Source organism: Terrabacter sp. Soil811 (assembly GCF_001429655.1).
Classification (GTDB): Bacteria; Actinomycetota; Actinomycetes; order Actinomycetales; family Dermatophilaceae; genus Terrabacter.
The window spans coordinates 130,103-153,480 of record NZ_LMSX01000012.1 but is presented as its reverse complement, the minus strand read 5'-3'; the positions used below and the strand labels follow the sequence as shown (position 1 = coordinate 153,480).

Here is a 23,378-nt window from a genome sequence, read left to right as displayed (position 1 = left end):
GAGCCAGGGGACTTCAGGGGCATGCCGCCGGCATGATGTTGCCTATGAAGGCGCTTTCGGACGGGGAGGAGCGGAGCATTCACTGGCCCCCCGGACCGGTTCAGCCTTGGGTTACGTGGAGTGGGAGGCGGCAGACTCACCACTATGGGGAGCCGAGCGCACCGGGCGTAAGCGGATACAGATGCGCTCCTAGGCAGCATGTCGCACGAGGCACGAATCAACTCCTGCGCCAAGCGTTTCGGCTCCACCTCACATATTCGATCTGCTCCCCTAACGCCGAGTTGCGCTGCCCCAGGCGGAGTCCCTCTTCCGCCGAAGTTAGCAGCTCAGCGGATGGGTGGGCATCCTGGCCATTGGTGAAACCGGCCGCGCGAAGCATGGCGAGCTGCTGCACCACTCGCACACTCTTCAAGATGGCGAACAAAGCATCGGGATCCTTCTCGAGCCTGTCCGAACTAGCATATCCATGGCTTAATGCATTGCGGACCTGCCCCGTACGAACCGCCCACGCATGAACATCGCCCAACAGCCAGGCTGCTGACGACGGCCCTAAAGTTAGTGCTAGAGCCTCCAAGCGTTCGGCGAGCGTGTCCCGAGCAATTTCGAGAGCGCGTGCCGCCTTCTCGCGGGTGCGCCGCGGTAAACTTTGGACAGCGTCGAGAATCGCTTGCTCTCGCTGCGTAGGGTCGTTCTTGCCGAGTTTCAGACTTCGCGCCAGAGCCTCGGCGGCGTTAACGGCTTCTACTAGTTCGGTCTGCAGGTACCCCTGCGCTCCAGGGGGTGGACCCAACGCTGGCCAGCTGTCCACAGACACATGCAGATCGATCCATCGAGGCAGGAATTCAGACAAGTCTACTTCGTTGGTCCCGAAATAAGGTTGGGGGATCCTGGGGCTGGCTGTCAACGGCTCCCGAGCAGGAAGCTCATAGGCCTGAGACGCGCCAGGCGTTTCTGATCCCGACTGGGTCAAAGCATAGCCTGCTGGAACCGTCGAGCCTCCATAGAGGAGACGATGGAGGTTCTCCACAGCTAAGATTGACTGTTCCATTTGGCGCAGAGTGAATCCTTTATTGGACGTAAAGGCATAGCCACCCTTTCCCCTCCTCTCGAGTTTATCTCGCCCAGAAGTTACACTCAGTCCTCGCCACACGGACGCCGTAACGTCAGGCCCAAGCTCAGCAGTAATTTCTTCAAAGAAGCCGTCGGCGAGAGGATCAACATCCTTCCTTGCTCCCTCGAGTCGGGTCGGAGAAAACCAGTCCCACGTTAAAGGGAGCTCGAACGAAAGATTCGACCACAAATGATTCTCATTGAAATGGCCTCCTAAACACACCGTGAAGGCGTGCCACACCTCTGACTGATTAGGCTTGCCCTCTAGCTGGCCACGTGATTGCCGAGAACTTTGCCAAGAGGCAGACTGCATCGTGATTAGGCCCTCAGAGGTCTCACCAAACAAGGTCTGAGCGTCCCCGATGTCATCGTCCCCTTGGTCTCCACCAAGCGTTCCCGCAACCTGCAGCGTCCAGACACCGACTCCGGCATTGCGGCGCAACACGCCGGCCACCTTGGCCTCAGGCGCGCCCGAGCGCCACCAATGGCCAGGAGCCGCATCAAGCTCATCTGCCCGTGCATTTAGATCCACCGGACTCACCTCTCTTGCGGTACGAAGACGCGGACGCGCTTATCGGTCCGAGCCGCCAAGAATCCACCCCGAGTTGAGTACGGCTTCGCGGTACGGAGCCAGAAGTGCGCGCTCTACGACGGGATGCGTCGTCTTCTCCCAATTGAGTCTTGACTCGCCACGGCTCGGGCACTTGCTGATCATCGGCGATCTCCTTCTACTCGTGCGCCATACCACCGCGTCGCGGACCCCCACTCCAAACTGTCACAGGCCGAGCACCAGTGGCCGGGCGTGCTTGGCGATTGTCGTCACCCAAGTATGGGCGAAGGCGAGCCTCCGCCCGCTGGACGATTCGTAGCAGAAGGTCCGTCAACTGGATGTCCTCGGCAGCCTCCGTTGCGTCCTCGAACTGAACGGTGCTGTGGCTAGCCGGCTTCTTGTAGGCCCCGATAGCCCCCACGAACAGGTCCGCCGTCGCCTGTTGCTCTCCTCTCCTCCTTCTGCTTGCGGATCGCGAAGTACACCATCCTTTGGGCTGAAAGCCTTTCGCACCAGCGCAACGCCGAGCAGTTCGTTAGGGAGTTGCGTCACCCTGCGCACTTCAACCTCGACCGCCTTCATGGCCGCGAAGGATGCTGTCTCACAGTCCCCGAAGGCAAAGTTCGATCGAGCGGAGCTTAGTGCTGGGTTGAGCTCCCCAGCCAACCGATCTGCGGCCTTTGCTACAGCCTTGAGGTCGTTCCTGATTCTGCCCCAGCCGCGGTTACTCGGTACCAGCCCCCACAGGGGTTGTGGGCCGAGGGCCCAATGAGGGCGTGCGCCTCAAGCCAGGCCCACGCATCAGACAACCGCTCCAGCATCGCCTCGAGTTCAGACGGTTCAGGCTCACCGTAACCACCCCTCTGTCTGAAACCCTGAACGAGTTGTTGAAGTCGGGATCCGAATGCAGGGATCGCAGTAATTGCAGGCTCAAGTCAGGGGACCCGATCCGGCCCACGGGGCGGCGAAATACATCGGCCAGAGTAGACTTCGACTTTTCGGGCATGATCGGAAGCAGGTACAGGGCCCGATCATCGCGCCCCATTCGTAGTTTCGACCGTCCCAGCCACCTGCTGTTTCCGACAGCACGATCGATCCACCGCCACGCGGGGGCGTGTTGCGATTTTCCGTGACCCACGCGTCGGGACCGCGTCAGGAGTTTCTCCAGGCCCTTAGGAGCGGTAGTAGGTTCTCTGGGGGTGACTCGATCCCTGAGTATGCTCGCCATTCTTTTCTCGCGAACTTAGAATCACGGCATACCCTCCAAAGCTTGATTAGGGCTCACCCCCGTAGCTAGCGTGAGCGGCTTAGCGCGATCCGCCGACAACACGTCGCAGGCCAAGAAGGCAACGCTCTTCAAAACTTCGACAGGCGTCCTCGTCTCGTCCAGCAGATCGACGCTCCAAGTCGCCAGCACATCCAGAAGACCATCAAGCAGGAGGAGGGCTCCCGACGCAAGGAGTTCCACACCGAACTCGACTTGCTCTCCTGAGTGTTGGCTCAAGTTGCGAAGGGCATAGATTTGCAGCAGGAGAAGGCGAATAGCGTTCGATCTCGCAGTGAAGTAGCTGGCCAGCTGATCGGACCTCAGCAGACTAGACGCCTCGTAGACCTTTGCCTGAGCGAGGGGCGATGCTCCCTTAAGGACTTGCCACAGCAACTGCTCGGTCTTATCGCCTGAGTTCCAATCCGCTGCGCGCGCGAGATACGCTTCCCATTCTCTGTGGTCGGCGAGCCAGACACGTCGGCCCAGGGTGGCATTGAGGTCGGGGTACTTCTCGATGAAAGGCAGGGATGCCACCCCTGCCCGTAACACCTCGAGGTTCGTTTCGGAGGTACGCAACTCTTCCTCGAGTTGAGCTTCCTCGTATGCCATGGCCGCAAGGGCCGCCTCACTTCGACTCTCGAGGCTCTTCTGCACATCTGGTGCCAAGTCGTGGGCCGTGGCCAACCTCGCCAGCCATCGGGATCGACGACGCCTGAGTTTCGTGAGCGCATCCCGAGCATGCTTGGATCGGCGGCCTCTGACAGGCGCCTCGAGCATGAATGACGAGTAGGCGTTGAGGCACGTCTGGCGCAGCACCAAGAGGGACAGAGCCGTAACCAGATCGTCCCGGATGCTTGGATCCGATACATCGAGGCCTTCCAAGACACTCCACGCTAACGAGGCACGAGTGCTCGGGATCGGTTGGCGTCGCGCGTTTGCTGCCGCAGCAAGAATGTACGCCATCGACGACGACCAGTGACGTGTTACTGCACCCATAGTCTCGTAGGAGTGACGGCTCAGCGCGATCCTGGCCGGGCCGCTGCTTGCGTGTCCAGCATGCAAGCCGACTAGGCAGTATTCAAAGATGATTGGCGAAATGTCAGGCTTCGCCACCATCAGTTCGCTAAGGGCTTCCTCTACGAGTGACGCGGCCTTCGTGGCGGCGTCGTCGGAGTCCACCGCCCACACGTCGCGGACCACCACGAACTCCTGCACTACTCCTGCGCGTTCGTAGCCGACAGGATCGTCGGCTCGCGTCGCAACGCGCACGAACTCGGCCCAGCCGGGTTGGTCAGCCGCCACCCAGGCCGGCGGGCGAGAGACCACGACTCGTCCGATTTCACGTTCGGCGAACGCTGGGATCGGCTTATCGGGCAGTTTGACGCCGCAGACCCCCAGCAACACCGCGTGCTTGTCTGAGTGCCGATTCAGCGCCAGCGTCAAGGCGTCGCCAAATGACACCACAGGTGACGCGGACAGGGAACGTCGAAGTGCGAACTCGAAGGCAGTGGGCGGGTATGGCGCGACCATGAGTGCCGAGGTCGCCAACTCACGGCCCAGCGTCACGGCTACGCTCAGATTGCCCGGATCAGCGGTTTCGTTCACATGCTGCATGAACTCGGCACGCATCGCCTCGAGTAGCCGATCGCACTGGGGCAGTGGGTCTAGGTGCAGGGGGGCTCCGTTCGCCTTGGCTCGCAACTTGGCGAGCCAATCACTGCGTCTCAGTTCGTCGGACAAGGAATCGTCGAAAATAGCTAGTGAGCTCTTCACTGTCTCTAGGGTCAGGCCCTTCTGGGGCTGTCGCTTGGGTCGGTCCATCTGATGCTGGCGCAGAACGTAGTCACACCAGTAGACCGTGAAGGTCAGGTTTGGCGCCGCCAACGGCTCACTGCCGAGAATCAGTCCACCCTCGAGGGCCTCCAAAATGGACTGGGTGACGGCCACCTGAAAGTCGGTAGCGGGCGTCTCGTTACGGAGCCAATCGGCCATTGGTAGCGCGTTGTGCACAGAGTCGCCCGCCTCGCTGACTGTCGTTGTGGACTCCCACGCCGAGAGCCCATCCTTCGACTCGACTTTCGAGCCGGGCCTAATGTAAGGGCTTCAGCCCATGAGGGGCGCGGTCAACAGCGGTCGTTTCTCCTAGCCGGCGCAAAGGTGAGGGAGATGTCTCGGGAATCGAGCCACAGTCAACAGCGGTCGCCGGGGGCGCTTCCGCGGATATGCGTCCTTCCGCCGCGTCACGGCGCCCACGTAGAGGCATGGACCGGCTCGCGCGTGTCTTCAGCGTTGCCGACTGTGGTGTATCACCAGGCGCGTCCGTCGGTGGACAGGTCGTCGTCGATGTCACGCAGGATGTCCCTGTCCGCGGACTTCGCCATGTCGCTATAGAACTTCTTCTCGATCGAACCGGTCGGAAGGTCCCTGGCGATATCGCGAGACTTGTCGCGCTGTTGAACCGTCTCGGGGAACGGTTCACCCGGGGTGCCGCTGCGCATCCCAGAGATCGTCGCGCCCCACAGCGCGCCGATCATGTCTCGTAATACATGCTCGCCCAGTCGGTCGGCGGCGTGCAGCGCTGTGCGTACGAAGTCGGGTCGGTCCCAGATGAAGGTCCGGGGTGCTTGGCGGAGCACAGCGGCAACTGCGAGGGTCGTCTCTGCTGTGCCGAAAGCGAGCGCGTTCGCCAAGAGCTCGACGACCTCGGTGTCGTACCCGTTTGCCACTGCGGCGAAAAGGTCCGCGCCCATTGTCCGCCGCGGCCAGGAGCCGAGATCTTCCGCCACCCAAGCCAGGATGCCGTTAAGGCTCGGTAGGAAATCCGGGGTGTCGCGGATCTGAAGCTGGTTGTCCCAGGAATGCGGCAGCGCCTCATAGCCGCGGACCGGATTCAAGGACTCGGCGAGTTGGACCCGGTCCTGAAGAAGCCCGATGACCCATCCCGGGGCAATCGCCGACCGGGTCGCGAGCGCCCCGGACACCGAATAGCCACCGATCCCGGGCAGGGTGAGAAGGTCTTGGCGGACGAGTTCCAGCTCGGGGTCGGAGAAGTTGCTCCACGAGATGCCGAGGTCTAGGCGGAAACACGCGAAGATGTTGTCGGCCAGGCTCTCGTCGTCGCCGAATCGGAGGGCAGCGAGCAGACGGGTCGCCTCAGCCGTATGGGTTCGTGCCAGAAGTTGGGCCGCTCGGGCGACGTTTCGTCGGATCACCACGTCGGGGTCAGCGGCGAGTTGCAGCAGCAGGTCGAGCTCCCCGGCGTGCAGTTCACGAGGGCCGCGGTTCCAGCCGATCGCCTGGGACACGGCCCGTCGCCGATCTTCTGGTGCGCTGGCGAGTAGTTCCTTGATGTCCGTGAGTGCAGCTGCCGGGTCCTGTTCGGCGAACGTGCCGAGGATGACGGGCAGGACGGGGTCGAGATCGTTGGGGACGGGGGTTGTTCGAAGGTTGTCCAGCACCGTGTGTGCGAGGGTCGGGCGGGCGTTGATCAGGCCAGCTACGACGGGGCCTGGGTGACCGTCGGTAGGTCCGTGAACTTCCCGGTCGGCGCGGAGGCGCGCGACAATCAGGTCAATGACCTCGCGGTCGGTGAGGCCGGTGAGACCGTCAACGACGGCTTGGATTAACCCCAGTCGCTTCGCCTCCACCGCTTCGAAGCTGTCGCTTCGGTCGCGGAGGAGGTGGCCCCAGCCGTCGTGGACCGTCAGCGCCAGAAGGTGCTCGACTCCACCCGGCAGGGACTCCACTACCCTGACCGCGGCGTCATGGGTAGGTCCGTCGCCGTAGTTCTCGTTCCAGTACAGGGCCTCCCGGATGCTGACCAGCACCGCCGGGTCCAGACCGCCGGCAGCAGCCACCGCGCCAAGCCTCTCGATGGTCTGGACGAATCCTGGCGTCCACCCGTCCCGTTCGCTACTGGACACTGGGCGCCCGAAGAGGCCTGTCGGGTAGCGCAAAGCCGACTTCAGGAAGTTCGCCGCTGCTCCGGCACGCCGAAGATCGGGTGATCCGAGTTCCTCGAAGGCAAGGTCGATGACCCGCTGACGGACACGCATGATGGTCTGCGGGTTGAGCGAGTAGGGCTGGAAGGTGATGGTGTGATCCCGGAACGTTGAATCTTGTCCTTCGGTGGCGAGCATCGGCTCGAGTACATCGAATGGTGAGAGTCGCTGGCCGTCTGCGAACCAGGTTGAGGCGACGTCGACGATCTGGTCGTGGAACCAGATCGGCTTCGTCACCCCGAACTCCGCCAGTCCGCACAACACGCGAAGGGCGTGCTCGGGATGCTGATTGGTCGGGCGCTCATCGCGTTGAGCAAGCTCCCACAACTGGTTGAGAGCCTCTGGAAGGGTGTCGGGGTCCATTGCCGCGAATTTGAGCACAGCCGGCAAGGCTTGAAGCACGCTGCTGTAGTCGGTTGCGAGAAAGGCCCGCCAGGCGGCGTGTTCACCGTCGAGGCGATCGGTGGGGTTGTCAATGAGCCAGCGGGTCGCCTCGAGTGCGCGCTCCGGCTGAAAGTACGCGACCTTGGCTAGGGTTTCGGCCAGGGTGCGTCGGTCGATCATGTCGGCCGCCTCGATCCGGCCCCGGAATGCGGCCCACAGGGAGTCGGCCAGACTCGGCGCACCGTCGTGCTTGTTGCGAACCTGCCAATCGACCCGGCTCACGTTGATGAACAAGTGCTCAGCGCCGCTGCCGGTGACCATGGGCTCTATTCGTGCAAGGTATCCGGTGCCCAGTGGATTGGCGCCGTCGAAGGCGGCTTCGGTGAGGACCACGTCGCCGAGCAGATCGGGCACGATTCTCAGCGACTCGCCGCGGCGACGCAGGATCCCGGCGTTCTCCAGGCTGCGCAGATGCTTGTGCAGCTCGTCGTAAGGGCGCCCGACGATCTCGCTCAACGACTCGCGCGCAGTTGCTTCATTGGTCCGGAACGGCTGCAGGGCAGCGAGTGCATCGAGCACTGCTCGACGGGTGGGCGGGTCGTACGCGAGCGGATCGTTCACGAGCGCGTCGCGAAACCCCCGCATGATGTGGAAGCGGACGTCGTCGTCCTGTTCCAGCGCACCGGGCTCCAGCTGGCCCTGCCTGATCAAGACGCCACCGACGACGGTGGCCAGTGGTGAGTCGGTAGTCAGGGCGGCGAGCCGACGCACGACCGCCTCCGGCGCTTTCCCCCCCACGGCCTCACGCCCAAGGGCGATGGCGTCGTCAATGTCGAGGTCCTCAAGCTCGACCTGAGTGTGCGGCATGGGGAGGAGGCCGTGGCGCGCCAGTCCCGCCTTAAGCGTCTGCAGCCCGTACGGCCTGGTTGCAAGCACGACCTTGGCGTTCCGGTTGCGGCGCCAGATGCCAGCCACGATCCCAGTGACTTCGGTGAGCTCGTGAGCGTCATCGATTAAGACGGTGAGGTTGCCTTCGTGAGGGAGTAGTTCGAAGTCTGCCGCGGATACTTGTGCGTCGCCAGACTGGATCCGGACTTGGGTAGCGGGTGGCGCGGCGTCCGCGAGGGCCTTCAGGAGCCGGGACTTCCCCATGCCACCGGCACCGGTCACGAAGGTCAGAGACGCGTCCGGCTGATACGCGGCGCTGACGAGTTGGTCGAGTTCATCCTGCCGCCCGGCCAGGCTCCATTCATGGTTGAAGATCGTGGACCGAGTGGCGTCAAAGTACTCCTCTGGGGGGAGCCATGGTCCGGGGACGGGTACACCGAGGAACGATTCCCGGTGCCCGGGGAAGTAGGTGTCGACGATCCTCACGGCCTGCTCGCTGGGCAGGCCCCGGATGTAGCGGGAGATATCCTCGCCGTCCCACAGCTCCCAGCTCGAGTACTTCCCAGCCTCCTTGCGAGCAGTAGGAGTGGCCGTGATTCGGGCCAGAAACAAGTAGTTCTTTGGCGCAGCGATCGTCACTTCCATGATCGCCTTACAGACCGCGGCCGGTCCGAACTCCCGGTGTCGCTTGCACTGGCCCGTAGCGAGGTTCATCCCGCCGGCGGTGACGAGGATGTCGATGCCGTGCTGCTTGTGGCCCCGCCCGCCGTACCGGCTCGCGTGCCCGTCGGGGTGCAGCACAGTCATCAGTTCGGCGAGAAGGTCCTCAAAGCGCTCTTCGGTCAGCTCCTCGAGCGGAAGCGCACGAGTCAGGGGCCGGACCGGGAGTCGGACGGCCGGCGACGGCGACCTGTACTCCCCAGCATCCAGAAGCGCTCCCTCCTCGACGGCGAGGACATGTGCCAGCTCGCTCAGCATCGCGCGCCTCGGCCTCGAGCGACCGCGTTCCCACCCGCTCACAGCCTGCTGACCAACCGCCAGTCGAGCGGCGAGCACCGCCTGATCGAGACCGAGTGCCTCACGCCGTTCCCGGATGAGCAGACCCAGTGCGTCGTACATGGCCACAGCCTACGCATGTAATGCGTGTGATGCCACTTCCACACGCATTAGGTACGTACGTTGGCGTTCGGTCAGGCCCTGGCGAAGGACCACCGCCAGCGTCTTTTCGCCGCGAAGCGGCAGCGTCCTTCCGGCACCCGAGCCCGCGGTCCGGTCCATTGCAGGTCCAACGTGCGCTCAGCTGCGACTGACCCGGATGGCCTAGCCCCCACGGCTTATCCAGCGGGGCTAACTCGACGTCCGTTGATCATGGCCGGGAGCGTTGAGGCCCTGGGAGCTGAAGTAGGTAGGTTTTAGGAGTGACCGTCGGCACCCCAGTACTCGACACAATTGAGAATTTCTACGGTTGGCCCGTGGAGGCCGTCGCGCAGAGGCTTTCGGCGCAACTTGCGAACGCTCAGGCCGGCGGTGCATCGCTCACGACGACGCTCGATGCGCTTCGTTGCGGCGAGTTCCTGGAGTTGTATCTGGACCAGATCCAGCAGGTGCCGCTGGACCAGTGGCTCAGCTACTTGGATGTGACTGATGGGGTCGTCCGGGCCTCGATCGTGGGCCGTGAGCTTGCCACGGACCCAAGCCTGAGGCGCAGGTCGATGATCATCGACGGTGAGCACCTCGGTGCAGATCACCTGCCATTGCGGGGCCTACCTCCCGGACAGATCAAAGCGGCGCTTTGCTACGCCAACGACGTCACCGTGGAAGACCCATTCGACGAGGAGCAGGTCCTGCGGGACTTTATTTCGAGCGTCGCGGATGCGATGCCGCACGCGCCGATCCAGATTGCCCCTGACCCAGCGCACTTCGTATCGACCGTTCAAGCATTGGCGAGGATTGCGCCGGTCATCCGCGCTGGTCACATCGCCTTTGTACCCCGACGCTTGGCGATGGATGCAGGCCTGTCCGGAAAATTCGCTAGCAATGCATGGGAAACGTCCGGGGCCCAGCGACAGGAACTGGCCCTGCGGAGCCTGCGACTCTGGCTGGCCTCCGGTGGGCTTGTGACTCCACTGTTTGGTAGCGACGACGAGGAGGGTGCATTTCGGGAACAAGCCGGGCTTCTGGCACCTCTGACGGAGAGCATCGATTCGTTCCGGCTGCAACGCGTCGCAAGACTCGCCCTTCCTGCCGCCGATCGCCTGAGCCCGGAGCAGATGGTTAGGATTCGGGAGGACGACGCGTTTGAGTCGTTCCGTGTGACCCAGCGGCGCGCCCTCGCCGCCATCACTGAAGAGTCAGATTCGGAGCTCGCCGACTATCGGGCGGAGATGGCAGAGGCGGCCCGATCGCTTGGCAAATCGGTCGCCAACCGCTCCGCCTTCAACAGCCTGTTCAGTAAGGCACTTGGTTGGGGCGTTGGAACAATGATCCTGGCCCCACACTCTGCCGCCGCCGCCATCGCCGCGCTCGGAGGCATCACCACCCAGGTCGTAGCGGAGCGGGTCTTCAATCGCGACAAGAGCGGGAAGCGAGCGCTGCGGCACCACTACGCCACCCTCGCCGAAACCGACTAACCGCATCGATTCGATTCTGGGATGACGTGTCCCCTGCCTGCGAGGGAGTGGCGCGGCATGCGCACCATATCCGTCCGCCATGTCGAGGAGCGCGTCCTTCCGCCGCCTGCGGACGCTTGGACGCCACGTGGATTGATCATGCCTCAGCAAAAGTAGAGTCCGCCTCGGGCAGCCCCGCACGATTTGGCTTAGGCCTCCGGGTGTCAGCCACACAAGAGCGTCGGCTCTGTTCACCAAGTCATGTCGAACATGCAGAGTGAACCGCCCCGGTGAGTCGGGAGACTCAGTGGTTGAGAGCTCCAGATCCTGCTGGGCCTCGTTTTGAGCGTAGTAGGCCGCTTCGAGGTCGGCCGGTGGGATGTCGCCGCAGTACTCGTAGAGGCGGCGGTGGTTGAACCAGTCGACCCACTCGGCGGTCGCGATCTCGACGGCGTCGAGGGTGCGCCACGGACCGCGTGGTTTGATCAGCTCGGTCTTGAACAGGCCGTTGATCGACTCGGCCAGCGCGTTGTCGTAGGACGATCCAACCGAGCCGACCGACGCGGCGATGTTCGCCTCGGCCAAGCGTTCGGTGTAGCGGATCGCAGTGTACTGCGACCCGCGATCCGTATGCGCCACAACGGAATCCAGCGAATGACCCTCACGTTCCCGCGTCCAGACGGCCTGCTCCAGCGCGTCCAGGACCAGCTGGGTAGACATGCTCGACCCACACCGCCAGCCGATGATCCGCCGCGCGAACGCGTCAACGACGAACGCGACGTACACCCATCCCGCCCATGTCGACACATAGGTGATGTCGGCGACCCAGAGCCGATTCGGAGCGAGCGGGGCGAAGTCGCGCCGGACCAGGTCACGCGCCCGCGGGCCGGCCGGGTCCGCGATGGTGGTGCGCTTGACCTTCCCGCGGACCGCGCCGGTCAGGCCGTCCTCGCGCATGAGTCGTTCGACCGTGCACCGGGCCACTGGGATCCCTTCGCGGTTGAGCTGGAGCCACACCTTCCGCGCGCCGTACACCCCGTAGTTGCCGGCGTGGACTCGTCGGACCTCGTTCAGCAGCAGCGCATCCCGGTGCTCACGAGCCGTGGCGGGCCGGTTCACGTGCGCGTAGTACGTCGACGGGGCGATCGGCAGCCCGTGCTCGCTCAGCACGGTGCAGATCGGCTCGACACCCCATCGCAGGCCACCGTTGTCGCACTCCTCACGGTGCCCTGCGTGCTCGCGGATGAACTCCACGATCAGCGGGAGGGCCGGTCGAGCTCGGCTCCGAAGAAAGCCGCCGCGGCCTTCAGGATCGAGTTCGCGCGGCGTAGCTCGGCGTTCTCTCGTCTCAACCGTTTGACCTCGGCCGACTCCTCGCTGGTGACGCCCGGACGGGCGCCTTGGTCGACCTGGGCTTGGCGCACCCACTTGCGGACGGTCTCTGCGGTGCTCACCCCGAGCAGCTGCGCGACCTTCGTCATCGCCTCCCAGTCCGTGGCGTGATCGCCGCGGATCTCCTCGAACATCCGCACCGCCCGAGCCCTCAGCTCAGGCGGGTACCTCTTGGACGTGTTCCCCGGCATGACTCCAACCTTCCCAAGGTTTGGAGTCTCCCGACATGCCGGGGCGGTTCAGAGTCACATGTCCGTCAGGTTCGCGATGGCGGATGGTGAATGATGCGCTTGGCGACCGAGAGGCTGTTTTGGTCCTTGCCGAGTGCGCCAGAATCGAACTGAATGCGCACCGCTTGCTGAATGCGCTTTCGGGGCCATTCTCGGACGTCGGGTAGCGCGAGGTATCGCTCTGCCAGGAGTAATGCTTGGTACTGGTCAAACATCTGGTCTGGGCGTATCACCGCCTCCAGAACAGCTCTCACTGTCGCGAGCTGCGGTCTTTCTTGGAGAACGCCTAGGGCCCAAACCCGGGCACCCTCCGAGCCCGTCCACAAGAGGCCCAGCACGCGCTCCTCATCCAGGTCTGGGTCGTGCGCGTCGGCACGCGCTTCCCTGATGATCTGGTCCATCAGAGCAGTACGTTGTGCTCCAGACGGCATGTTGGTTCGGACTGCCTGGTATGAACGTTGAATTTTCTTCGCTCGGCCGCTGATACGATCCGCCGCCCTTTCCAGGACCTCGGCGGTCTCCGTTTCGCCCTTCTTTGCCGCTTCTTTAGCCTTGCGGCGCAAGACCACCTCGAGGTCGCCGTACCGCAGGGACTCCAAGCGGTCCCCCATCGCGCCGAGCACAAAGAGGACGCCCCCAAACGAGAGGAGCGCTGCTGAGCCGACGTCGTTCGTCGTGCGGAACACCGCAACCACACCAGCACCAATGAGAACGATTCCCAGGCAGATCAGGGCAGACGTCACCACCGCTTTACTCTTCGTCGAGGAGGTGGAGCTGTCTTCACCAGCGCTAGTCACGCTCTCGGTCATAGGAAACCCACCACTCACGTCGCCCGATGCTAGCCGCTCCGGTATCGCCAATATTGACAGAAATCAGAGTAGACAAGCAGCGTCAGGGCATAGCCCTATTCAGTGAGACGTCCGGAGGCGTGTTGCGCTCCTGCGGCCTCGAGCCCTCCAGGAGCGCACAGCGGGCTTAGATGCCTTGGCGATTGTCGGTCCTCGAGGTGCTGTCGGCGCAACCCCAGACACCCGCGGCGTGCAATGGCGAAGTGGGTCAGTTGTCGTTCCTACTGCTCAGGTAGCGGGGACCCGTGTCGTGCGTCTTGTAGCCGCCAAAACACTAGACGCACGGCCTATTGGGTTCTGGAAGGTCGCCCTACTGATGCGGTTCACCTCCGGCCGCCGCGGCGATGGCGTGGCGGAGGCCGTCATAGGACACGGCTTCGCCGCACACCCGCGCCAAGGTGACGAGACCCATGCGGGCACCAGCCTGAGCTTCCACCGCCTTGCGATTGGCCACGTAGAACATCCACTGCTCGACCTGGAGAGGGTCGTACTCTTCGTGTGACTTGGCGGTCTGCAAGGCGAACACGTAGACGTCTGCGTTGAACGTCTGCTCGACAGACCAGGCACCGGCCGAGGAATCCCAACCGTATGCGGCCGCAACCCGATAGATCGGTGTGCTGAGCTTCTGTTGCGTCCAGGCCTGCAGGTACCCCGACGACTTGACCTCGATGCGCGTGCCGTTCGGAGCGGTAACGTCCCACGGGTCCCATTCCACTCGCCGCGTGACGGACCCGACTGCTTGGGCGACAAGAAACTCTGCCAGGTATCCCCGAACGTTGTTGGTGCGGAGGTCGCTCATCGCGAACCTCCAGAAATCGATGACTGAGGCGTGCAGGCCCTCGAAAGGTTCGTCACCCGAGAGGTTCGGCGGCGGGGGCGGCGCGAAGCTCATGCCGCTATGGAAGCAGAGAGACTCGGGCAGGACCATCGTCTTGGCGCGAGCCCGCCTAGGGAGCGTCACTACGCCGCTTGTCGGGCGCACGGATCAGTCGAGCCGAGCCCTTGTTCATGCGGTTGCCTGAACCGGTGGGGCCTCCAGCCTCTCGACCTCGGCGATCAGCTCGCTGACGGCTTGGTAGCGCTGGTCGACGTTGTGGATGGCGCACTGGTGGATGATGCGGCCAACCTCATCGGTGGCGACGGGGAGGGACTCCCGGCCGGTGAAGATGTAGGCGAGGACGTGGCCGATAGCGTAGATCTCGTTCACGACCCCATAGTCCTTGAAGCTGCCGAGCGTGGGATCCCGGATGGTGCCCTTCATCTCGGTCTGGGTGCGAGTGAACTCGCTCGCCTGGTCCTTCACGAGTCCGAAGTCCGACAGCTTCACCAGCACAGCACCCGACTCGAAGACCTTCAGTAGGATGTTCTGGAGGCTGATGTCGCGATGCAGCAACTTCTCGTGATGGAGGTAGTTGACGCCGTAGAGGAACTGGAGCGCGATTCGTTTCCGAGCGGCGAAGCCCAGCTGCGCATTCCTTTTCGCGATGTAGTCGCGCAAGGTGGTGTCGCAATATTCCATGCGGTACTCGTTGCGGACCTCGTCGTAGCGGTAGACCTGTACGACGTAAGGGAAGCTCAGGTTCTTCAGAACCACGAACTCCTGCTTGAAGCGTTCTAGGTCCCGCTCACTTAGGTCCCTCTTGGCGCGCTTCACAGCGAACTTGATGCCGTAGTCCGGGTCCACGTAGGAGTACACATGGGCGAAGGACCCGCTTCCCACCATCTGCAGCTCGACGGGCTCCTGGTGCTTCTTCAAATTCACGTTCTTATCCGCATGGGAGAAGACTGGCTCGTACCTGATGACCTCGATCGGTTCGAAGTCTTCCGGGATCGGACTGTCGCTGCTCATTGCGAGCCAGGGCCGACAACGGTCCAGCGCGTCCTCGTAGGCGTCTGCCAACTCCACTTCGACGCTGGCGCGCTTGAGGGTGTGCAGGTCCGTCTCGATGTCCTTTATGAGAGCCAGCATGTCCCTGCTGTTTTCGGCCCAGTAGTGCCGGGTCGTCGCGGCCCGACCGTTGATGGCAGTGAAGTGCTCGTTCAGCTGCTTATGGAGAACGGCGAACATATGCGCCCACACGGGGTCGTCGTACAGGCGGTCGAAGGCTCTGGACGAGGGCACAGCCTCGTACTTCTCCCGAACATCGGTCAGCATGAACTCCAACGGATTGACCATCGCGTCCCCTCTCGCAGTGGCCTTCATGGTCCCATCGCGCGACGACCGACCGAACGGAGCGCCGACAGCACCTTCGGCCAGACAATCTGGATCAGCGTCACACCGCCGCGCGACGCCATCCGCATTTGTCCTCGGGTCGCGCCGGCGGCACCATGGCAGCTATGCCGCCCGACGTGCCGAATGGCTCGCCCGACCCGTCAGTTCCTCCTGGCAACGGCCAGCGTGCTAACCGACCAGCGTGTATTCAGCGCCGCCAAAGGGCCCAGCGATCGACCGCAGCCGACGGCGGCGACGTGATGCCCGAAGACCCGATCGAGCGCCAGCCCGGCAAGGTTCGACGGGCAGAGCCTCGACGCCTCATCCAGCGGGCGCCAGTCAAGCGCGCGATCCAGCGAGCGCCAATCCAGCGCGCCGTTCAACGTGCTCCACTCCGCCGCGGCCCGGAGGGCGCTGGAGGTGCAAGCGGCACCGACGACGCCACGGGCGCCAGCAGCACCAACGACGGAGCATAGGCCCCGCGCCATATCTGACGTTGATGCGTTGCCTTAAGCAAGCAACAGGGTCGCGGGAGAGGTCGTAAGGTCCCCCGGAACCGGTCCGATCCGGGTGAGGTACACATCGCCCAGTTTCACGAATCGCTGCGCCAGTCGGAGCGACAGCCGTATGGTCATGTCCCCGTGCACCGAGACGAGGAGTGAGCAATGGGGCTGGCAGACCGCGTGGCGCAGTTGGAGGGACGAGTCGCGAACCTCGAAAACCGGGTCGGAAGCGTCGAGGAGACGATCGCGAGACACTTGGACAACTTCTCCGGGTACGCGTCGAAGTCCAAGCAGGAGCTCGCTGAGATCGAAAGTCAATTGAACCTTATGATCGACGCGCTCGAAGGTCTGGTCCGTGCAGCGGAGTCCTCGGCAGACGTTGAGAGCGCCAAGGGTTTGCTGCGGCGCGTGCGGAACAACGTTACGAGGGCGCGGAACGCAACTCGTAAAATCGCCTGATGCCAGACCTAAACGATTTGTCTGCCCGGGCGCGGCGCCTGGGCGACGATGCCGACCGTGAATTGTGGGCTCTCGTTGCTGAAACGGCATCTGTCCTTAAGGAGTTGCGTCCCGGACCGCCTCGAAGGCTTTGGCTGGCGTCAGTCGTGAACGAGATGTGGGACGGCCAGTCTGGCCTGTGTGCTTTGTGTGAAGAGCCGATGCAGCGTGACGACGTCGACGTGGACCACAAGATCCCCTTCAGCTACGGCGGGGGCCACGAGCGAGCGAATCTTCAGTTGGCACATTCCAGCTGTAACCGCAGCCGACGGAACAGCGTGGACCCCCGGGATCTGCTTCGCTATCTCGAAGACCGATACATGAACCGGTAAGGCATCGCACCCCTTGTGGGCGGCCATTAGAGGGCAGCGCCATTGGCGGTCTCGTCGTTACCACGCCGACCAGGTGCTGGTAGAGCCGCACGAAATCTTGGGGTGTCCGGCCAAAGAAACACCGCGATCGAGCGGGCCGCGGCGCGGCAATCGGCGTTGCGTCATTTCGCCGCGTTTGGGCGCACCGCACACGACGAGCGATCGCGTTGCGTCGCGCATTTCATGCCTGCACGCTTCGGGGCGGACTCCTCACCGGGGTAAGAGGCGCCCCCACTCCCTGCGTTCAGGAGTGGGGGCCGCTCGTACTGGAAGCCGGCGCTAGGGACTAGCGACCGCGCGTGCGCGGCGTATCACCGGGGCCAGAGGGTCTCGTCCAAGTCGGGCAGGGTGCCCTTCGCCAGGTTGTCGGTGTCCTTGGCGGTCAGGCGCCCGGGTGCGAAGCCGCTCATCGAGCCTGAGACCGGCAGGTTCAGCCGCGTGGAGCGCAGGTCGACGGCATACGTCCCTGAGCTGGTGTCGACGGCGATGACGCCGTTGCTCGCTCCGCTAACGACGAGTCCGAGCTGGTGTCCGGCCGGGACGACGATGTCGTTCGCGGCCAGCTCGACGGTGACCTGGTGCCTGCGTGCGCCGTCGAGACGGGCCCAACCGCGGGCCAGCACCTGCAGCTGGGTGGTCTGCAGGCGACGCGTGACGTCCTTGTAGCAGGCGTCGTCGGTGGCGATGGACTCGCCCCAGCAGGTCTCGGTGGCCAAGGTCAGGGCCCCGTCACCGGTGGTGCTGACCCGGTCCATGGCGCCGTAGTCGACGAGCATGACCGACACCTGCCCGACCGGAGCCGAGCGGGTTACCGTCAGGTCGACCGTCGGCGTGCCCGAGATGCGGACGTCCTTCGTCACCGCTCCGGTGAGGAACTGCACCCGGTTCGGGTTGGCAGTCAGCGAGACGGCATTGGTCTCCGACAGGCGGGAGTTGTTGACGTAGGAGGCGGTGCCCGGGTCCTGCTTGCCGAGGGCCAGCGTGCCGTCCTCGCGCGGGTTGAGCGACATCGTGCGCGCGGACTGGATCGGCCACGTCTTCGACGTCTCCCACTGGTTGGGGGCGGTCTCGACGCGGACGGCCGGCTCGCGGTCGATGCCGTTGTCGATCCCCATCAGCTCGTGGTCGAACCACCGGTTGAGGGTGGTGACCCACTCCTGCCGGTCGTGGTCGAACGGGTCGACGTGGCCGAGGCGGCTGAGCCACATCTTGCGCTCGACCCCGCTCTGCCCCAACGCCTCCCACCACTTGGAGGCATTCATCGTCTTGACGTTGTTGTCCTGGAGGCCGTGGACGATGAAGACGCTCGCCTTGACGTTGGACGCGTCGTAGAAGGTGCCGTCGCGGTAGTCCCGCTCGGCCCAGAAGTCCGTGTAGGCGCCGGTGGCGTCGGCGTCGTTGGCGTCCATGTATGCCAGCCGCGCCGAGCAGTCCGTCGGGATCGTGCGGCGCTGGGCGATGGTGCGCGAGAGGCTGCTCGCGTAGTGGCGCGACTTCACGGCGCCCTGCCAGCGGTTGTAGTCGTACCACGAACTGATCGCGCTGATCGGCACGATCGTCTTGAGCCCGTCGACGCCGGTGGCGGCGACGCCGTTGGCCAGCGTGCCGTCGTAGGACTTGCCGATCATCCCGGTGCTGCCGTTGCTCCAGGTCGCCTGGACGAGGGCGCCGCTCGAGTCGTGGGCGCTGCCCTTCCCGTCGAGCCACTCGACGACCGCCTTGGCCGACTCGACGTCGGAGCGGCCGCCCTCGTCGGTGCACCCGGTCGAGCGGGCCGTGCCGGCCATGTCGACGGCGACGAACGCGTAGCCGCGGGGGACGAAGTAGTTGTCGTAGTAGAGCGGAAACTTCGTCGGACTGCCGTCGGACGCATACTCCTTGAACTCGCCGTCGTTGCCGCGGCCGAGGCTCAGGTAGTAGGGGCTGGCGTCCATGATGACCGGCACCCGTGCGGTGCCGTCGAGCTCGCGCGGCCGGATGATGTCGGTCGCGATCCGCTCCGGCTGGCCGTCCCCGTCGAGGTCTGGCGTGTCGACCCAGACGGTCTCGCGGATGGCAGTCGCGTAGTCGTACCTCGGCGAGGTCATCCCGTCGACCAGACTGACGGGCGGGGTGTCGGTGGCGCTCGTCGGTGCGGCGTCGGCCTCGCTCAGTGTCCCGATGGCCAACGGTGCGGCCACGGCGAGTGAGCCGGCGAGGGCAAGGATCCTGGCTTTCATGTGAGTCCTTCCTGCCCCCGGAACCGGCGATGTCCCTTGAGGGTGAGGGGCGTTCTCAACGTAGCGACGAAGATGCCCCGAAATGGAGGCACGACGAGCCCAGATGCTCGCTGTCCACTTTTCTGTCCGACTGTCATGGACAGTCCGCGGACGCCGCCGGGGCAGCAGCCGACCTGCGGCGCTGCCCCGGAGGCGTACGGGTCACTTCGTGATGAGCACCGAACCGCTCAGCGCGGGCACGGTCAGGGTGAGCTGGCCCTTGACCGGCTGCACCGCGCGGCCCGTCATGGCATCGGTGTACGGCTTGTCGCCGTAGCCGACGGGCAGCTCGACGGTGACCTCGCGAGGCGACGTCGAGTTGTTGAAGGCCGTGACGGCGCGGACGCCCTGGTACTTCCTCGTCAGGACGATGATGTTCTCGTCCAGCTGCACCGGTGCGTCGATGGAGCCGCGCTTGAGCACCTCGTTCTGGTTGCGCAGACCGATCATCTTCTGGAAGTCCGCGAGCAGTGCGGTGTCCGGCTTCCCGCCCTGGTCGGCCCAGGGGTAGGTGGCGCGGTTCAAGGGGTCCGCTCCACCGGTGACACCGACCTCGTCGCCGTAGTAGACCGCAGGTGCTCCGGGGAAGGTCATCTGGAAGAGCACGGCCAGCCGGAAACGCGCCTTGGCCTGCTCGACCTGGGTCGGCGTGCTCGTGCCGGTGTCACCGAGCTCGTTCAGCGTCCGCGCCACGTCGTGGGTCGACAGCAGGTTCATCAGCGCATAGAAAGCCTGCGGGGGGTAGGCCTCGCGGATCAGCTCGATGCTCTGGTAGGCCTGCTTGGCGTTGCGGCCGCTGGCGTAGTCGATGACCGCGTTGCGGAAGATGTAGTTCATCGTGGTGTCGAACTCGTCTCCGAGGAAGTACTTCGAGGAGTCGAACCACGTCTCCGCCACGGTCAGCGCGTCCGGCCGGTGCGCCTTGATGGCCGTACGCCACTCCCGCCAGAACTGGTCGCTCACCCAGGGGGCGACGTCCATGCGCCATCCGGCGGTCCCGTGGTCGAGCCAGGTGTTCATCACCGAGTCGGGCTTGCGGAAGGCGAAGTCCTTGAAGGCGTCCGACTCCGTCAGCTCAGGCAGTGAGGGGCCGCCCCAGCCGGAGTACTGGTTGTCCGGGTTGGTCCTGTCGGGGAAGAAGGTGTACCAGTCGGCATACGGCGAGTCGGGCTGGATCTTCGAGTTCTCGAACGCCCCGGTGCCCGGGAAGTTGGCGTAGCGGTCGAAGTAGACCGAGTCGCTACCCGTGTGGTTGAGCGAGGTGTCGAGGATGACGCGCATCCCGCGGGCCTTGGCCTCCTTGGTCAGCCGGCTGACGTCCTCGTTCGTGCCGAAGCTGTCGTCGACCTTGAGGTAGTCGGCGGTGTCGTACTTGTGGTTGCTGCCCGCCTCGAAGATCGGGTTGATGTAGAGAGTGTTGACCCCGAGCGTCTTCAGGTAGTCGAGCTTCTCGATGATGCCGGCGAGGTCGCCGCCGAAGAAGTCGTTGTTGTAGGTGTTGTCGTCGGTCGTGGACCCGTCGGCGTTGCCGGGGACGTAGGGCTTGTCCAGCCAGTTGGTGTGGAACTCGATGGGGCCGTCGAGGTAGGTGGCACCTCCCGGCTGCGGGTCGTTCGACGTGTCCCCGTTACGGAAGCGCTCCGGGAAGATGTAGTAGTAGACGGCGTCCTGGGCCCAGTCCGGCACGGTGAAGCGCGGGTCGTAGACCGTCTGCCGGTAGCGCCTCAGCTGCTTGGGGTCCGACGGTGCGAACGCGATCTGGCCGACTCCGAAGGAGCCGCGCTCCGTCGTCCAGTAGATCGAGTCGTCGTTGTTCTCGTAGACGTACTGCCGGCCGCCGATCGAGAGCTCGAAGTGGTAGCCGTAGACGCTCTTGGCGGCGAAGCGGTAGGACGCGCTCCACTGCTCACGGTCCCCGTCCTTGGTCCGCTTCATGGGCACCGTGACCGGGTCGAGGTACTCGATGACGTCCTGGTTGCCCTCGAGGCGGCGGGTCTCCACCACCAGGGCGGCCGAGGTCACGCCGGGGGGAGCGGTCAGCGAGAAGCGGGCCTTCTGCCCCGTCGTCATCGCGCCGTACGGCGTCTTGAACGCGGTGTCGCGGGAGTCGTACTTCACCTGCCGGGCCACGGAGTCGGTGACCTGGGCGGGGAGGCCGGGGTTGACCCACGTCTTCGGCGTGATCGTCAGGATCGGGTGCTGGTCGGCGCCCTCGAAGCTCACCCGCAGCGTGTGCTCGCCGGTGAAGTCGAAGCGCAGCCTGGCGATGGCTCCGTCCGCCTCCGACGCCAGCGGGAAGGGCTGGTTCGCCGTCACGACGTCGTTGCCGGAGGCGGGCGCACCCAGACGCGTCGTGGCCGGGCCGATGGGGTCGAGGATCGTGAACTCGTGCGTGCCCTGGAGGTCGACGTTGAGGTAGTAGCCGTCACAGCTGTACTGGAAGAAGTCGGCGGGGCGCGGGGCGTAACCGTTGAAGTCGCCGCTCAGCCCGATCAGGGCGGGGTCGAGCGGGTTCTGCGCGCACGAGCTGATGGTCAGCGTCGGCGTCGTCTTCGACGTGGAGACGTCCAGCACAACCTTGTGCACGCCGGAGAAGGTGTAGGTCAGGTTGGAGCCGCGCAGTGCGAGCCGCAGCGGGACGCCGGGCTGCACCCGCCCACCGCCCGCGCCCCCGCCGAAGTCGGCGTCGGCGGACCAGCCGGCGTCGGCGACCTTGAAGTCACTGCTGCCGCTGAGGTTGACCGTCAGCTCGAACCGGTTGCAGTTGTAGGCAAACTGGTAGTCGGGGCTGGCGGACCAGCCGTTGAAGCCACCCTTGAGGTAGAGCGGGCGGCTCCCGAAGGGGTTGTCGACACACGGCGCCTCGGCAGCCGCAGCGGGTGGTGCCGCACTCGAGAACATCGCGGCGGAGCTGAACACCAACGCGAAGACGGCGGTGACCGCCGCCAGCAACGCTCGTCTGGACCTGCGCATACATAGCCTCCCTGCTAGGCGCGCCGACGGCACGGATGTGCCCTGCGTCGCACCCTCGCCCTCGGAAGCACGTCGGCGAGCGGAGTTACGCAAGCGCTTACGCGCCAAGAGCATGGCGGCCCATGTCCGGACATGTCAAGGGTTGCGGCGTTCGCGCTATCTCGTCGTGCGAGGGGGGCCGCTCGTGCCCCTGACGACCAGCTGGGTCGGCAGCGTCACGTGCTGCTGCTCCACGCGCTGCCCGCTGAGGAGCCGGTGGACCAGGCCTCCCGCAGCCTCTCCCAGCTCGAGGACGGGCTGGCGCACCGTGGTCAGCTCGACGACATCGGCCATCTCGTGGTCGTCGATGCCCACCAGCGAAACCGTCTGCGGGACAGCGATGCCGGAGCGACGCAGCGTCCGCAGCGCGCCGAAGGCCATCTCGTCGGAGAAGGCCACCACCGCGGTCGGTGGCCGCGGAAGGCTGAGCAGGCGGGCCATCCCCTCGGCCCCTCCGGCAGTACCCCACTGCGCGTGCACGACTAGCTCGCCCTCCACCGGGAGGCCGGCGTCCTGAAGGGCGTTCAGGTGCCCCTGCAAGCGGTCCTGCGGCCCGGCATAGGGCAGCCGCCACCGTCCCGAGGCGTTGATCAGGGCCACGCGCTCGTGCCCGGCGAGGACCAGGTGGTTCGTGGCCTGCCGAGCCGCCTCCACGTCGTCGACGCGGACATGAGGCTGGTCCGCCAAGGTGCCGCCGGCCATGACGACGGTGACGCCCATCCGGTCGAGCTGGAGCTGCTCCTGCTCACTCAGCGGGAAGGCGAGGATGATGAGCGCGTCGACCTGGCGTCGGGCCGGCAGCTCCTCGAAGAACCTCCTGCGCTCCTCCTCCCGCTTGACCTCGTAGAGCAGCACGTCGAGGTCGGACCCGCGCAGGGAGCTCATGATCCCCTCGAGCATGGACGCGTAGAACCAGTGCGCGACGTCGGCGGTCACCACGGCGACCCGTCCTCGGGAGCCCTTGGCCAGTCGCGCAGCATCCGGGGAGACGGTGTAGTTCAGCTCGGCGGCGAGCCGGCGGATCCGCGTGCGCGTCGCCTCGGAGACGCCCGGCGAGCCACTCAGCGCCCGGGACACCGACGCGATGGAGACACCCGCCCGGTCGGCGAGGTCGGACATGTTGAGGTCTCCGTGCCGCGCCACGTGCTGAACGTAGCAAAGGTGGAACGAAAATTTACGTTGTCTCTCGAGAACGCGTCCCGTCGCACCAGCCCGGACGGCTCAGCCTCGGACGGCTCGGACGAC

Annotated in this window: 12 protein-coding genes and 2 pseudogenes; 3 read left to right on the top strand and 11 right to left on the bottom strand. The window is 64.7% G+C overall.

Annotation, left to right across the window (positions count from 1 at the left end; translation table 11 throughout):
• Nucleotides 1-217 precede the first annotated feature (217 nt).
• The 4 genes and pseudogenes from ASH01_RS23145 to ASH01_RS20780 all read right to left on the bottom strand — a co-directional run bounded on the left by ASH01_RS23145 (nt 218) and on the right by ASH01_RS20780 (nt 9,319).
• Complete coding sequence (locus ASH01_RS23145; protein ID WP_156415694.1) at nt 218-1,642, bottom strand: HEPN domain-containing protein; 1,425 nt, start codon at nt 1,640-1,642, stop codon at nt 218-220.
• 196 nt (nt 1,643-1,838) lie between these two features.
• A pseudogene (locus ASH01_RS24100) lies at nt 1,839-2,326 on the bottom strand (TIGR02391 family protein).
• 583 nt (nt 2,327-2,909) lie between these two features.
• Complete coding sequence (locus ASH01_RS20785) at nt 2,910-4,919, bottom strand: hypothetical protein (RefSeq protein ID WP_056780704.1); 2,010 nt, start codon at nt 4,917-4,919, stop codon at nt 2,910-2,912.
• Nucleotides 4,920-5,233: 314 nt separating this feature from the next.
• Complete coding sequence (locus ASH01_RS20780; RefSeq protein ID WP_156415693.1) at nt 5,234-9,319, bottom strand: helix-turn-helix domain-containing protein; 4,086 nt, start codon at nt 9,317-9,319, stop codon at nt 5,234-5,236.
• 299 nt (nt 9,320-9,618) lie between these two features.
• On the opposite strand from ASH01_RS20780, the gene ASH01_RS23135 reads away from it, so the two are divergent.
• Nucleotides 9,619-10,830 carry a hypothetical protein gene (locus tag ASH01_RS23135; protein WP_156415692.1) on the top strand — a complete coding sequence of 404 codons (1,212 nt, stop codon included), beginning with the start codon at nt 9,619-9,621 and terminating at the stop codon, nt 10,828-10,830.
• Nucleotides 10,831-11,145: 315 nt separating this feature from the next.
• Here the strand turns inward: ASH01_RS23135 and ASH01_RS22740 are convergent.
• From ASH01_RS22740 to ASH01_RS20755, 4 genes and pseudogenes are all read right to left on the bottom strand, one after another.
• Nucleotides 11,146-12,392, bottom strand: a pseudogene (locus ASH01_RS22740) (IS3 family transposase); the annotation flags it as partial.
• Between the two features lie 65 nt (nt 12,393-12,457).
• A complete protein-coding gene (locus ASH01_RS20765; protein ID WP_056780694.1) occupies nt 12,458-13,240 on the bottom strand; it encodes a hypothetical protein in 783 nt (260 codons plus the stop codon).
• 349 nt (nt 13,241-13,589) lie between these two features.
• A complete protein-coding gene (locus tag ASH01_RS20760; protein ID WP_156415691.1) occupies nt 13,590-14,171 on the bottom strand; it encodes a hypothetical protein in 582 nt (193 codons plus the stop codon).
• Between the two features lie 114 nt (nt 14,172-14,285).
• The gene (locus tag ASH01_RS20755) at nt 14,286-15,482 is read right to left on the bottom strand and encodes a protein kinase family protein (protein ID WP_235509684.1); all 1,197 of its coding nucleotides are present in this window, start codon (nt 15,480-15,482) and stop codon (nt 14,286-14,288) included.
• A gap of 674 nt (nt 15,483-16,156) precedes the next feature.
• Between ASH01_RS20755 and ASH01_RS20750 the strand changes: the two genes are divergently transcribed.
• Both ASH01_RS20750 and ASH01_RS24095 read left to right on the top strand, forming a co-directional pair.
• Nucleotides 16,157-16,453, top strand: a complete 297-nt coding sequence (locus tag ASH01_RS20750) for a hypothetical protein (protein WP_056780689.1) — start codon at nt 16,157-16,159, stop codon at nt 16,451-16,453.
• Nucleotides 16,453-16,824 (top strand): HNH endonuclease signature motif containing protein, encoded by a 372-nt coding sequence (locus tag ASH01_RS24095; protein WP_082620055.1) that lies wholly within the window; start codon nt 16,453-16,455, stop codon nt 16,822-16,824. Before ASH01_RS20750 ends, ASH01_RS24095 begins: the two co-directional genes overlap by 1 nt.
• A 350-nt stretch (nt 16,825-17,174) precedes the next feature.
• On the opposite strand, the gene ASH01_RS20745 is transcribed toward ASH01_RS24095, so the two are convergent.
• The 3 genes from ASH01_RS20745 to ASH01_RS20735 all read right to left on the bottom strand — a co-directional run bounded on the left by ASH01_RS20745 (nt 17,175) and on the right by ASH01_RS20735 (nt 23,276).
• Entirely contained in the window at nt 17,175-19,082 is a 1,908-nt protein-coding gene (locus ASH01_RS20745) for a CocE/NonD family hydrolase (RefSeq protein ID WP_082620054.1), read from the bottom strand.
• 201 nt (nt 19,083-19,283) lie between these two features.
• Entirely contained in the window at nt 19,284-22,094 is a 2,811-nt protein-coding gene (locus tag ASH01_RS20740; protein ID WP_162263911.1) for an alpha-amylase family glycosyl hydrolase, read from the bottom strand.
• 156 nt (nt 22,095-22,250) lie between these two features.
• The gene (locus ASH01_RS20735; RefSeq protein ID WP_200961841.1) at nt 22,251-23,276 is read right to left on the bottom strand and encodes a LacI family DNA-binding transcriptional regulator; all 1,026 of its coding nucleotides are present in this window, start codon (nt 23,274-23,276) and stop codon (nt 22,251-22,253) included.
• Nucleotides 23,277-23,378 lie beyond the last annotated feature (102 nt).

What these genes read in the sequence shown, in the direction of transcription:
- ASH01_RS20785 (WP_056780704.1), bottom strand. Translation starts at nt 4,919, where the DNA reads ATGGCCGATTGGCTCCGTAACGAGACGCCCGCTACCGACTTTCAGGTG.
- ASH01_RS20780 (WP_156415693.1), bottom strand. Translation starts at nt 9,319, where the DNA reads ATGTACGACGCACTGGGTCTGCTCATCCGGGAACGGCGTGAGGCACTC.
- ASH01_RS20765 (WP_056780694.1), bottom strand. Translation starts at nt 13,240, where the DNA reads ATGACCGAGAGCGTGACTAGCGCTGGTGAAGACAGCTCCACCTCCTCG.
- ASH01_RS20760 (WP_156415691.1), bottom strand. Translation starts at nt 14,171, where the DNA reads ATGAGCTTCGCGCCGCCCCCGCCGCCGAACCTCTCGGGTGACGAACCT.
- ASH01_RS20755 (WP_235509684.1), bottom strand. Translation starts at nt 15,482, where the DNA reads ATGAAGGCCACTGCGAGAGGGGACGCGATGGTCAATCCGTTGGAGTTC.
- ASH01_RS20750 (WP_056780689.1), top strand. Translation starts at nt 16,157, where the DNA reads ATGGGGCTGGCAGACCGCGTGGCGCAGTTGGAGGGACGAGTCGCGAAC.
- ASH01_RS24095 (WP_082620055.1), top strand. Translation starts at nt 16,453, where the DNA reads ATGCCAGACCTAAACGATTTGTCTGCCCGGGCGCGGCGCCTGGGCGAC.
- ASH01_RS20745 (WP_082620054.1), bottom strand. Translation starts at nt 19,082, where the DNA reads ATGAAAGCCAGGATCCTTGCCCTCGCCGGCTCACTCGCCGTGGCCGCA.
- ASH01_RS20740 (WP_162263911.1), bottom strand. Translation starts at nt 22,094, where the DNA reads ATGCGCAGGTCCAGACGAGCGTTGCTGGCGGCGGTCACCGCCGTCTTC.